This window comes from uncultured Agathobaculum sp., from assembly GCF_963927765.1.
Lineage (GTDB): Bacteria > Bacillota > Clostridia > Oscillospirales > Butyricicoccaceae > Agathobaculum.
This window is the reverse complement of the sequence record NZ_CAWVCU010000017.1, coordinates 1-12472: the sequence shown is the minus strand read 5'-3', so window position 1 is coordinate 12472 and position 12472 is coordinate 1. Positions and strand designations below refer to the sequence as shown.

14 protein-coding genes and 1 riboswitch are annotated in these 12472 nt (G+C 46.2%); of the genes, 8 read left to right on the top strand and 6 right to left on the bottom strand.

All coding sequences use genetic code 11. The features are described from left to right. The 8 genes from lspA to ABGT74_RS01020 all read left to right on the top strand — a co-directional run bounded on the left by lspA (position 1) and on the right by ABGT74_RS01020 (position 6179). Complete coding sequence (lspA, locus tag ABGT74_RS01055; protein WP_346704105.1) at positions 1-504, top strand: signal peptidase II; 504 nt, start codon at positions 1-3, stop codon at positions 502-504. Continuing rightward, positions 497-1417, top strand: a complete 921-nt coding sequence (locus ABGT74_RS01050; protein ID WP_346704104.1) for an RluA family pseudouridine synthase — start codon at positions 497-499, stop codon at positions 1415-1417. Before lspA ends, ABGT74_RS01050 begins: the two co-directional genes overlap by 8 nt. Continuing rightward, positions 1414-2226 (top strand): Cof-type HAD-IIB family hydrolase, encoded by an 813-nt coding sequence (locus ABGT74_RS01045; protein ID WP_346704103.1) that lies wholly within the window; start codon positions 1414-1416, stop codon positions 2224-2226. The genes ABGT74_RS01050 and ABGT74_RS01045 overlap by 4 nt, the downstream gene beginning before the upstream one ends. Before the next feature lie 154 nt (positions 2227-2380). Next, the gene (locus ABGT74_RS01040) at positions 2381-2752 is read left to right on the top strand and encodes a GntR family transcriptional regulator (RefSeq protein WP_297282625.1); all 372 of its coding nucleotides are present in this window, start codon (positions 2381-2383) and stop codon (positions 2750-2752) included. A 15-nt stretch (positions 2753-2767) separates the two neighbouring features. After that, entirely contained in the window at positions 2768-3493 is a 726-nt protein-coding gene (locus ABGT74_RS01035; protein ID WP_346704102.1) for a hypothetical protein, read from the top strand. After that, the gene (locus ABGT74_RS01030) at positions 3480-3956 is read left to right on the top strand and encodes a hypothetical protein (protein WP_346704101.1); all 477 of its coding nucleotides are present in this window, start codon (positions 3480-3482) and stop codon (positions 3954-3956) included. Before ABGT74_RS01035 ends, ABGT74_RS01030 begins: the two co-directional genes overlap by 14 nt. Positions 3957-3971: 15 nt before the next feature. Continuing rightward, the gene (locus ABGT74_RS01025; RefSeq protein WP_346704100.1) at positions 3972-4724 is read left to right on the top strand and encodes an ABC transporter ATP-binding protein; all 753 of its coding nucleotides are present in this window, start codon (positions 3972-3974) and stop codon (positions 4722-4724) included. A 3-nt stretch (positions 4725-4727) separates the two neighbouring features. After that, entirely contained in the window at positions 4728-6179 is a 1452-nt protein-coding gene (locus ABGT74_RS01020; protein ID WP_346704099.1) for a hypothetical protein, read from the top strand. A gap of 136 nt (positions 6180-6315) precedes the next feature. On the opposite strand, the gene ABGT74_RS01015 is transcribed toward ABGT74_RS01020, so the two are convergent. From ABGT74_RS01015 to ABGT74_RS00990, 6 genes are all read right to left on the bottom strand, one after another. Beyond that, on the bottom strand, positions 6316-7170 hold the full coding sequence (locus ABGT74_RS01015; RefSeq protein ID WP_297282620.1) for a metallophosphoesterase: 855 nt from the start codon (positions 7168-7170) through the stop codon (positions 6316-6318). A 64-nt stretch (positions 7171-7234) separates the two neighbouring features. Beyond that, positions 7235-7849 (bottom strand): ECF transporter S component, encoded by a 615-nt coding sequence (locus tag ABGT74_RS01010; RefSeq protein ID WP_297282619.1) that lies wholly within the window; start codon positions 7847-7849, stop codon positions 7235-7237. Positions 7850-7938: 89 nt separating this feature from the next. Then, a riboswitch (FMN riboswitch) is annotated at positions 7939-8070 on the bottom strand. A gap of 43 nt (positions 8071-8113) precedes the next feature. Further along, positions 8114-8719, bottom strand: coding sequence for a DUF4093 domain-containing protein (locus tag ABGT74_RS01005; RefSeq protein ID WP_346704098.1), 606 nt, complete (start codon positions 8717-8719; stop codon positions 8114-8116). Position 8720: 1 nt separating this feature from the next. Next, positions 8721-9767, bottom strand: a complete 1047-nt coding sequence (gene holA, locus ABGT74_RS01000; RefSeq protein WP_346704097.1) for a DNA polymerase III subunit delta — start codon at positions 9765-9767, stop codon at positions 8721-8723. A 6-nt stretch (positions 9768-9773) separates the two neighbouring features. Then, entirely contained in the window at positions 9774-12008 is a 2235-nt protein-coding gene (locus tag ABGT74_RS00995; RefSeq protein WP_346704096.1) for a ComEC/Rec2 family competence protein, read from the bottom strand. Positions 12009-12072: 64 nt separating this feature from the next. Continuing rightward, complete coding sequence (locus tag ABGT74_RS00990) at positions 12073-12411, bottom strand: histidine triad nucleotide-binding protein (protein ID WP_346704095.1); 339 nt, start codon at positions 12409-12411, stop codon at positions 12073-12075. Positions 12412-12472 lie beyond the last annotated feature (61 nt).

Sequence of the window (12472 nt, the reverse complement as noted above, 5' to 3'; positions counted from 1 at the left end):
ATGCTGTATATAGTTTTCGCGTTCATTATGATCGCACTCGATCAAGCAGTGAAATACTGGGCATTTACCAGTTTGCAGGCGCAGCAAACCATCCCTTTGATTGAAAATGTGTTTCATTTAACCTATGTCGAAAATCGTGGTGCAGCGTTCAGTATGTTTGCGCAGTTTGATTCCCGTTGGATTTTTGTAACGCTGGCGGTTGTGATTTCCATTGTCATTGAAGTTGCACTATATAAGGGCTGGATGCAAAGCGCACTGGGACGCTGGTCCTTGGTTTTGGTAGGTGCGGGCGCGATCGGCAATGCAATCGACCGTGTCATGCGAGGATTTGTAGTCGACTTATTTGACTTTCGGCTGATTCATTTTCCGGTATTTAATGTTGCGGATATTTTCATCTGTGTTGGCGCGCTGCTGTTTGTCATATATTTTCTGTTCCTGCACAAAGATGAGGAGCAAGCTGGCACTTCCCACAACACCGCCTCGGAGCGTGACACCAATGAGTGATATGGTTTTGGTTGTACCTGACATGCAGGCTGGAGCACGCATTGATAGCTGGCTCTCGACCCAGATTGAGGGATTGACTCGTTCTGCTGCACAGAACTTGTTGCTGGAAAAAGCGGTTTTATGTAATGGGCAACCACTGAAAAAGAACTATAAACTGCTCGGCGGCGAAACGATCACCGTACAGTTACCCGAATTGCGTGAGGTGGATATCATTCCAGAAAATATCCCGTTAGATATTGTCTATGAGGATATCGATATCATTGTCATCAACAAGCCGCGCGGCATGGTTGTCCATCCCGCGCCGGGCAACTGGTCCTGCACACTTGTCAATGCGCTGATGTACCATTGCGGAGATAGCTTATCCGGCATCAACGGTGAGCATCGTCCCGGTATTGTGCACCGTATTGACAAAGATACCAGCGGTCTATTGGTGGTTGCAAAAAATGACACGGCACATCAAAGCCTTGCAGCGCAAATTGCGGCGCACACCGCTTTTCGCGGTTATGAAGCAATCGTCGTAGGCAGTCCGCGTGAGGATTCCGGCACAATCGACAAACCGATTGCACGTCACAAAACCGATCGCAAGAAAATGGCGATTATGGAGGGGGGGCGCGAAGCGATTACCCATTACACTGTACTCAAGCGGTTTCATGGATATACCCATATGGCATTTCAGCTGGAAACCGGTCGCACCCATCAGATTCGTGTTCACATGGCATCTATCGGGCATCCGATTATTGGAGATCCTGTCTACGGCTTAAAAAAAGATCGGTTTTCTGACATTGGTGGCCAATGTCTCCACGCTGCAAAGCTAACGCTTTGTCACCCGACTACACAGCAGACCATGCAGTTTGCCGCACCGTTGCCAACCTATTTTGCTCAAATTCTTGCAAAGCTGGAGAAGATGACATGAAAAAATTTGATGGCATGCTGCTTGCATGCGATATGGACGGCACCTTGCTGGACAGCGAACGTCAAATTTCGGAGGCAAATATACAGGCACTGCGTTATTTCACTGAACAAGGCGGACTTTTTTCGCTGGCAACTGGACGTGCTTATGCAGCAGTAACCGATTATATTGACTTGCTGCCGATCAACGCGCCATATTGCTTACTGAACGGCTCACTTATATTGAATGCACAAAGTAAAGTGCTGCATTGCGCTGGAATGCCGGAGCAAACACCAATTTTGATAGAGCAGGTTCTTTCTGCATTTCCTCAAATTGGCTGTGAAGTGTTTCTGCCGGATCAGATCTTTGTTTGTCGCATGAGTGCGGAAACCGAACATCACATGCGCGTACTACACTTAAAGTATACTTGTGTTTCTCCCAGCGAATTACCCAATCCAGCTGACTGGTGCCAAATCAATTTCACCGGCCCTGCGTCAGACGTCGCAGCTGTGCGCACGTTTCTTGCACCATCCGCAGATACATTCAGCACCGTTTGCACCATGTCAACATTTTGTGAAATCACACGGCAGGGGATTGGCAAAGGATCAGCTATGATGCAAATTGCGGCCGACTGCATGGTGTTACCCAATAATATCTATGCAATAGGAGATAGTGACAACGACTTGTCCATGCTGCAAAAAGCGGCAATTGCATTTGTGCCGGAAAATGCCGTGCCGGATATTTTACAGCATGCTACTATCCGGGTTCGAGATAATGACCACGATGCAGTGGCACATGTGATTGAATACTTGGATCAAGACCAAAACACCTGACAGAATCAACAATTCTGTCAGGTGTTTTTCTATGTGTTTCGGGAAGAATCTCGGCTTCAGTCTATTGACGCAAAACCGTATCATAGATATAATACAGTTACAGAAAGTGTATTATATATATGATACAGTTTAGAGGAAGGTAGGCTGATCTTGGTTGATTTCATTTAATGGTTTTCATATGGAAGAGGGAATACCAATTTATCAGCAAATCCTTCTGTATCTTAAACGTGGCATTGTTGCCGGAGAATATCATGATGGTGATGAACTGCCGTCACGCCGCACGTTAAGCGCGCTATTGGGAGTGAATCCGAATACAGTGCAAAAGGCATATCGGCAGCTGGAAGAAGAACAACTGATCTGCTCCCATACTGGTGCCAAAAGCTATATGGTACTTGATACAGATAAAATCGCGCAAATTCGCGCAGAGCTGTTGGAAAGTGATGTGAAAAGTGTAGTGCAATCGATGAAGCAGATGGGGCTGTCTCAGTCAGAGGCATTTCGCTTGATAGAACACTATTGGGATTGAGGGGAGGATGAACATATGGGGAAAAAACATCTTTCTGTGCTAATGCTGTATATACGCAGTTCCATTACACCGCTACTCTGCACAGTCATACTTGTGGCCGGTATCCAAACCGGACTGTTCCTATGGGAGTTACAGCGTGGTGCAGCCGCTTTAGAAACTGTGATGCAGCCTGATTATTTCAAATGGGGATTTATTGGTGAAACCATTTTCTTAGTTGCGTTTTTGTACCGTATGAACAGCGGCGGCTATACATTGCGCCGTCTGCGCATTACAGAACGCACAGTTTTCCTGTGGCATGTCTTTTTCTGCTTTTTATGTTTTGTGATCCTATGGATGGCAGAAATTGTTGTACTTACCGCTCTGTGTCGATATTATCTCGCACAGGAGATTGCATCCGGACTGTCAAATCAGGCTTTGTTTCTTGCATTTTACCGAAATGAGTTTTTACACAGCATATTACCGCTTGAATCAGTCAGCCGATGGTTCTATCTATTCTTTGCATTTGCTTCACTTGCTTTTGTAACGGCTGGAGCAGTGGTACGAAAACGCTATGGAAGAAATATACGCAACAATGCACCGCTTTCCATGACGATTGTTGCTATGCTGTTTTACTTCGTACGACCGCTTGGTAGTCTAGCATCAGACGTAATGTTGTGCTTGTTTCATTTGGCTGTGATTCTTTACTCATTGTGGGATGTGTGGTTCAATGCGGAGGAGGTAACGAGCGATGAAAACGATTAACCTTTCCAGATTCGCGCCACCGGGCACCCAGATCAAAGAAGAAGCCAGGCGATTGGGGCTTGGACTAGCTGCGGCGACGTGCATTGCCGTGCTGATTTATGGCGTCAGTCTGCGTAGCGCATATGACTTTTTGTTTGATCGGGTCGGTGGCGATCGCGTGCTGCGATCCGATGCTATGATGCTGCCTTTTGATATCCTGCTGGGGCAATCACTATCGCTTTTTTACATTGTGGCGCTCTGTTCACTATTCGCAGCCGTATCTCATCATTTGAGTTACTACATGGGAAGCAAAAGTATCTATTTGATGCGCCGCCTGCCGCAGCGCTGGGAGCTGATGCGACGTGATTTTACACTGCCGCTGATCGGTGCACTCATCAGCTTGCTCACAGCATTTCTATTAAAACTGCTGTTTTTGACAGCGTACTATATTGTCACACCGGCACAATGCTTGCCGACATGGTAGGGAGGGGGATTTGTGATGCTGGAAATCAAGAACGTGAGCAAAAGCTATTCATTGAGTCAACGCCTGCGCGGAAAACAAGCATTGCAGCAGGTTGATTTGTCGTTTGGCCCGGGTGAGATTGTCGGCCTGTTCGGTGAAAACGGTGCAGGCAAAACAACACTTATGAAATGTATCCTTGGATTTTTACGTTATGACGGTGCTATTACACTGGACGGGGCGCCGATCACGCATAACAATATCGAACGATTGTCATTTGCAACAAGCGAGCACTCTTTTTTCCCGAACCTTTCAGCAGAAGCGCATCGACAGTTCTATAAGGAGCATTTTCCTCGATTCATTGATAAGCGTTTTGCCGGACTGATGGATTTTTTTGAGCTTCCTATGCATAAAGCATTGCACGGCTTTTCGACTGGGCAAAAAAATCAGTTTGAGGTAATCCTTGCACTGTGTCAAGGTGCAGATTATATTCTGATGGATGAGCCATTCGCAGGAAATGACGTATTTAACCGCGAAGACTTTTATAAAGTATTATTTGGTATTCTTGAACCACATGAAACCATTATCTTGTCCACGCATCTGATTGAGGAAGTCTCTAACTTTATCAGCCGCGCGGTACTGATTCGCCAAGGACAAATTGTTGGCGATGTAGCGGCCTCGGAACTCGAGGACAATGGTACTAGTTTGATGACATACATCAAACAGACCTACCACTACAGTGCCGACCGTGTCAGCCGCGCGCTGGATGATATCACGGGCGGGGAGGGGTAGTGCATGCGCAAAGCATTGGGGTTTATTGCTGCACTGTTAGTATTCGGAGTCGCAGCAGTCGGTTGGTGTGCTCAAACAGTGTATGCTGCGCACGATCAAGTGCGATTTACCCAGACCATACTTTTAGGCGATCCAGCGGTTGCGGATGGGCTGTCCATGCAGACACACGCAACCTATGGCAATCACCTTTTCTGGGACAGCACGATAAAACTGCAAGCTGGTGCACCGCATACACAAACAGAGTACCATTTTTTCAACACCGAACAAGAGCAGTCATATGACCAGTCCCATCAAGGCGTTGAGATTTATTCAGCTGTTCAATCCAGCGGCAGCAATTTTCTGGATACGCCAAAGTATCGGCAAACTGGATTAGAGCGTGTTTATCAGGAGTTGTATGACAGCGCAGCTACCGATAAAGAAGTAGAAAAAACCATCATGGTTGCAGATTATTGCGAATATTATCCACTGGAAGGTTTTATTAGTTTAGAAGGAATCAATCACGATTTTGGCATTTGGACGTATGGTCCTAGTCAGAGTGACAGCCTTGCGATGTGGAATAAGTTACAGGAATTTTTTCGCATTCCTGTCCTGCCAACGGAACGGATTACCATTTCGCTGACAAAAAGTCGCGACGGATCTCTCGCTACCAGCAGCTCTGGCAATGAAGAAGGGGATCAATTCTATCTGGATACGCAAAGTGTTGTTACACCACAAACCTGCTACTTCACATTTAATAACCACACTTTAAAAGGGAACACGGTAGATACCAGCCTGATTCCGGGAGGATATGGCATATATGCGTTGGACTATGCGGCAGGTGTCGTAAAGACCCTCAAGGGTGGAGGAATAGAAATTGCAGAAAATGGATGCTTGCATCTGGACAGCCTGAGAATGGTATTTCCAATTGACACCACAGAGGAATTTCTACAATTAAGCCAGTGGGAAGACGATGGAACGTTGCTGTTGTATACGCGGCACAAGAATGACTATTTTTTAACAATTATAGAAATGGATACCATGCAACAAATACAGCGTCTGAAAATTCAATCAACACAGACGGATGATGGTGCGTGGTACAATCTGTTAGAAAATGATGATTTTATCGTCACTGTTATTGACCAAACCGCGACGGTGTTGCTGCCCAATGGCGATGGTACATTCCGTATTGATATGCAGACGCCAAACACGTTGAATTTAGAATATCTGTCGTGGCACAGGGATAGCAATGCAATTGCCTATAATAATGGGAAATTAGCCGTTGCCTATGAAAATATCGACCAAACCACAGGATTCAGGTATGCGCCATGCTTTAATACGGTAATTTTTGATAACACCGGATTGGTATTTTTGGCACAATACCAAAGCAGTTTGCGTAATGTGCTTACGGATAGCTATAATTCGAATGAAATCGTGCGGTTAGTGGATCAAAATCCAATTGAAGTGACATGGAAATAAGCAACAGCCGGATGCGTTGGATGAACCAGCGTATCCGGCTGTTGCAATAGCTTGCGTTCAATTTTTCCACCCTCAATTATACAAAACTTTTCTTTTGTATAATTATATATTTCAATTTTTCAGATGTGCTATGGTGCTATGCTTTCCCTGTTCCAACTACATCAACAACCACAATTTCCGGTGGATTGAAAATACGCGGTTTCCAGTCACGCGCCAAACCTCGACCGACAATTTCGGTCATACCATCATAGACATATTGGCCGCCAGCGTACTTCGGAAACAATCCCTGATTCGGCGCAATCAAACCATTTAGCAGATACGGAATACGCCATTGGCCGCCATGCGCATGGCCGCATAAAACTAAATCAAATGGATACTTCGCATACTCATCAATATACTCTGGCCGGTGCGCCAACAATACACATAATTGTTCTGCACCCAAGCTTTGGAACTGTGCTAACGTCTGCTGATAGGCTTCCGCTTCTCCATACGAACCAGCCCGTCGTGTCCCGGTTGCAGCAGGATCATCGACACCACATAATGTAAAGCTGATATCATTTATGGTCACGATTTCCTGTTCATTCCGCAGCACTTGAACACCATATGTCTCTATCATATCAAATATCTCATCGGCTTGACCGCTCCAAAACTCATGGTTTCCCGAAACATAATAGCACGGTGCGATTTTCGTGATTTGCTGCAATAATTGTTTCGCACCATCACGTGGTGTTTTATCATCTACGATATCGCCACATAGAAAGATGCAATCCGGCTGTTCGCGTATAATCCGGCTCATAAGCTGACACTGGTTTTCTCCATAAATACAGCTATGTAAATCAGATAACATTAAAAGACGCATCCCTTGCTCCTCTTTTATCTTATCTGTTTCCAACGTATAGTATCGTGTCACTAAGCCACATTGTAAACCGGCGATACCAATGCCAACCGCACAAAGCAACAATGCATGAATCCATTTCTTTCTCTTATCCATTATGACCTCCTATTAACAAAGGGACATAGACGTTTGCCCGTCCATGTCCCCCATTTTTCAGTTGTTAATTCGCTTTTTGCCGTGTATGAATTGCGATCTGCTTCGATTTGATGAAAACACTCAGTTTCTTATAGGCAACCATAGTGATGATGGTCAAAATCACACCTTTAATCAGGTTAAACGGCAAAATACCTAAGAAAAGATATGCCGCCATGCCGTTAATTGCAGGATTGACCGCTCGGCACATATCAAAAATAGCATCCAAATTCCATCCCATTCCATTGACATAGAACGGGATAATCAAGAAATAGTTCGTCAGCATGCCCATGCCTGCCATAGCAACAGAGCCACATAAACAACCGACAACTGCCATTTTTCTGGTCTTATGTGCGCGGTAAATCAGTACGGCAATGATAACCAGTGTCGACAGCATCAAAAAATCAGCCAATTCACCAGAACCTGCGGTTTGGGTTTGCGTCAAATGAATCAAATCTTTGATCCCGATCATGGTAATGGCCGGACCGATTCCAAAAATAAATGCGCCGATCAATACTACAGCGCCAGACAAGTCAACCTTGAGGAATGGCGGCATGAACGGAATCGGAAATTCAAAATACATGAGAACGGTTGCGATCGCCGCAAAAACTGCGGTATACGTGATTTTGCTGGTTTTCGTCATAGGTATCTTCTCCTTTGCAAGGAGTTCTGTTTGAATGGGTAACAAAAAGCCCTTGGAATCATCCAAGGGCGCGCAGACGTACCGAAATACACCTGTTTCTTTCATCCGGACTATAACCGTCGGTTGGGATTCACACCCATCATGCCTTGCGGCTCGCAGACTATCGGACAAGCTGTCCGTATACTGCCGGTGGAGACTTTCACTCCGCCCTGAAACAGAACTATTTAATTTACACTGATATTATAGGCTTCTCTTTGCAACTTGTCAATCCCCCGTGGATATTCTATCTATGATCTTTTCCAATTCGGCTCGGGAGCTGACCGCATTGATAAATTCCAGCAGCGCATTGGCCGTCATATGGGCCGGCAAATCCAACGCTTTCAGGACAGCGGCGCGACGATTTACACTGTCTCTTTGCCCAGATAACCCCCATGCAAAAAAATCTGCTTTGCTGATAGGCGTTTCGTGCTGCGCAGATGATTTCGATTCGTCCTCAAAAGTTGCGCCGGCGCGACGTAAGGCATCTAAAATGACCGCTGGACGCATCCCCTCAACTCCCAGCTTACCTTCCTTGGAGCCATGCCGTTTGCGTCGCTCCTTACCCGCAATATCCGGGATATAGGCTTGCTTCACACTACCGAGCGGCAATGCACCTTTAATATAATTGCGAATGACAAAGCCCGCCCCATCGCTGTCCGTCAACACAATCAAACCGCGTGTTTCTGCAATTTTTCGCAGCAAACGAAGCTGATCCTTATTATGAAAAATACGGAATCCACCGCTTTCCAGCACAACTGTATCCACAACCTGACGGACTGTATTGACATCGTAACGGCCTTCTACCACTATGGCTTCACGAACTCGTATCATATTAGGCCTCCCTCAACGCAGACGCCATGGACAACAGCGTTAATTCTATCTGCTTCTGGCGATCTACTGCACTGCCCTTTAGTGCCGTATCGGTTTGTGCGCATAAGGACGCTGCTTTTCGCAGCCATTTTAACGATACGCGCCGCGCTGCGTTTTGAATCTGTTTCGCGTAATACGGCGATTTGGAACCAATCATGTCCATCAACTGCTTCTCTCCCGCCCTTGCTTCCGCGCAGAGCTTTGCCGCATATAAGCGCTGAATATGGCGTGTGATGGTGGTAAAAATCATGACTTCATTGTTTTTCTGTGCAATCAAATCACCCACCAGTGAAACTGCGCGTTCAAATTTTCCTGCTGTGATTGCATCAGTCAAATCAAAAACCACAGCATCCAGCACAGGAGAACAGACCGCGTCAATATTATATTTTTTAATTTCTCCGGTGGTGGTATGTGCCGAAGCTTTCTCCATCTCCCCTGCCAGATTGGTCATCGAATTCCCACACAGAAAAATCATATAAGAAGCATCCTCCGGTGTAATGGCGCAGCCCAGCGCACGTGCACGCCGTTCTAACCATGCAACCAGCTCCCTTTCTTCCATGTGAGAAAACTCTGCAAAGCACGTAACCTTTTGCAGCGTCTTATACAGTTTGGTTCGTTTGTCCGGCTTCCCGTCCAGAATATCATAGTAGAACACAAGACAAACATAATCCGGTAAATCTTCCAGCAAAGCAGGCAACACATCGGAGAACGCGACTGGCGGTTTGAACAAATCGAAATCGGTTACGATAATCAGCTTTTTTTCCGACATCGCAGGATAGCTATCCACCGCTTCGGTCAGCTGCTCGGGAGTTAGTCCCTTTCCTTCCAATTCAATCTGGTTGAAATCCGCAAAGGTCGGATCAATCACATTCTCCCGCAGCTGCTGTAAATAGTATTCCTTTAAATAGCTTTCTTCGCCGGAAATCACATAAAGAGGAGCAAAGGTTCCCTGTTTCAAATCACGAATCAGCTGCGCCTTTCCGTTTGATTTTGTCTTCTCCTGTGGCATATTTCCTCACTCCTTTCTGAATTTCCTCACGATTTCTCCGGTCACATATGGACTTTCCACAGGAAGATCATGATACTCCGACATGACATCTCCAAATCCAGCCTGTACCACAATTCTTTCTGCATGCATTGCATCTACTGCCTGTGTTAACAATGCATCATCCTCCATATTGCTTTGAGAAAGTACAATTTCCGGTGCCGTTATTGAATCCGATTCCAAAAAAGCCGCAAGCTGCTTTTGTGTTGGACTGTGGAGGACTAAAATTTCATCGGCAATCTGCACGCCCATTTTCCCATCCGTCACCGGAAAAACAGTAATTGGAGCAGCACCGTTATCCAACACATTGAATTGATCAATTTCTTGTGCGCCAACCTGATTGCACAGCTCTATCAAATCTGTATTGTACTTAGTTTGCCTACATCCGTCCGGAATCAAAATCTGATGCACCGAAACCGTTTGCAGCAACGTCGGCAAATCTCGCGCATGCCCACGATCCACTGCCGTTAAAATTAGTGTGTCAATATGGTCCATGTTATGATAGCGCATCCATTCCTGTACAAGCTGTGCAGCATCCCGGTATCCGCCATCTCCAGCACAATCGATCAAAGTCACATGCGATGAGTCAGAAACAAGGATAGCCTGTCCCGTTCCGCAAGGTAAATAGGTCACGCGATACGTTCTCTGATATTGATACGCATTTATGCCGCTGAGCAAGCTCAAACACAAACAAAGAATCGGCAAAATGACCTTCCATTTGACACGCTGCCCTATCATCAGCCAGAGCAGAATTGCCGCAAAGCAGAGAAAGAGTGCAGCAAGTCCAAAGCTATCGCCCCAATTCACCATGCCATAAGGAAGATCCGACACACGCTCTGCAACCCATAAGATATAGCGCAGCGGCGGCTGCACAATTGCCGACAGTATCGGCACTACAACCGGAACAAAAGCCGCGAATAGACAGAGCAGAAATCCTGCAATGAAACATATCGCAGTCACACCAACTACCATCAAATTGCTGAGAACGGATAAGATGGAAATATAGCCAAAGGAAGAAAGCAAAATCGGCGCAGTAAAAATAGTCGCGCAAACGGTACAGGATATTGCACTCACAAGAACAGACAGAAGCTTATAAACAGGCTTTGGCATATTGTGAAGCGGCTTCAGCAGCTTTGTCTGCATTTTTCCAGCCAGCAGCACCAATCCCAGCGTTGCTGAAAAAGAGAGCTGTAAGCTCAACCCGGCGATTGCATACGGATTTTGAACCAGCAGTAAAGCAAGCGCAGCAAATAAGGAATTCAGCGTGTTGGCTTCTCGTCGAGTGATAAATGCACCAGCTGCAATCAGATACATGATCGCAGCGCGGATCACCGATGGCGACGCACCTGCAATTGGCACAAACAAAAGAATCAGCGGCACCGACAGGTAAGTCCCCCATTTGCGTCCGCAAATTAAATAGCAAAACGCAACCAGAAAACCAACATGTAATCCAGAAACGGCAACTAAATGGCTGAGTCCCGCAATCCGCAAGGAGATGGTATCAGCATCGGAAATCGCATCCGTGTTTCCAATCAGCAAACCGGTCAGTAAAGCAGCCTCTCGCTCCGGCAAGGCATCTTGTATCGCTTGTTTGCAAAAATGTGCAATGCGCTGCGGTATCCACCGGAATGAACGGTTATCGGTTTGCAACACGGTAAACGACATGGGCTTATCATTTTCATTTTTCGTATATGAAGCGGTAATGTAACAGCCTTCCGATGCCTGATAGGCTGCACGATCAAATCCTTCTGAATTCCCCGGCAGATAAAACCCAACATTTACTTTGATCCGATCTCCAGCAGCAAGCGGTGTCTCTGTTAGTGGCAGATAACAGTACATGCGAAAGCTGCGCGGCAGTACATCGTTATCATCTACAGATAATTCTGCGCGCTGATTGTCGTCATACACCGCTGCATCCTGCAATACCGTCGCCGTGATTTCGACATGGGTACCTGCCAACAGACGGATAGGTTCCACAAAAACAGCTTGATAGGCAGAAAAACCCGTAAATGCGAGAAACGCAGCTGCCAACATGCAGCATAGTGTAAACAGCTTTTTATGCTCTATCAGTGCACCTGCCAAAGCCAACGAAAAGGAAAGAAGGAAAAGTGCAAAACTTGGTTTTAGACAAATATCTAAGCACACCGCGCAAAATATGGCCGCGGCAGCTGCCGGAACCAGAAAAACAAGAGGCCGTTCCCGCATTTTTTCTCCTTCTTCCCTGTCAAGTGTAAAAAAGAAGTGGCGGTAAGGCCACTTCTTTTTTTCATCAGCCCGGAGGCCAGGTCATATCTCGACCCGAAAGCACATGAAAGTGCAGATGGAATACGCTCTGCCCCGCCTGCTCTCCAATATTGGAAACCACACGGAAGCTATCCATCTTCATATCCGCCGCGATTTTTGCGATGACCTCAAAGCAGTGTGCTACAATCGCACTATTCGATGCGTCAATTGCAGCCACGGATTGGATATGCTGCTTGGGGATGACCAAAAAATGCGTTGGTGCCTGCGGATCAATGTCGTAAAAGGCATAGCACACTTCGTCTTCGTAGACCTTGTTAGAGGGGATCTCCCCTGCAACAATTTTACAGAACAGACAATCTTGCATTCAAACCGCTCCTTTCTGTTCTTTTATTATACCGGATTTACAGCAGCGCTTCAACAATATT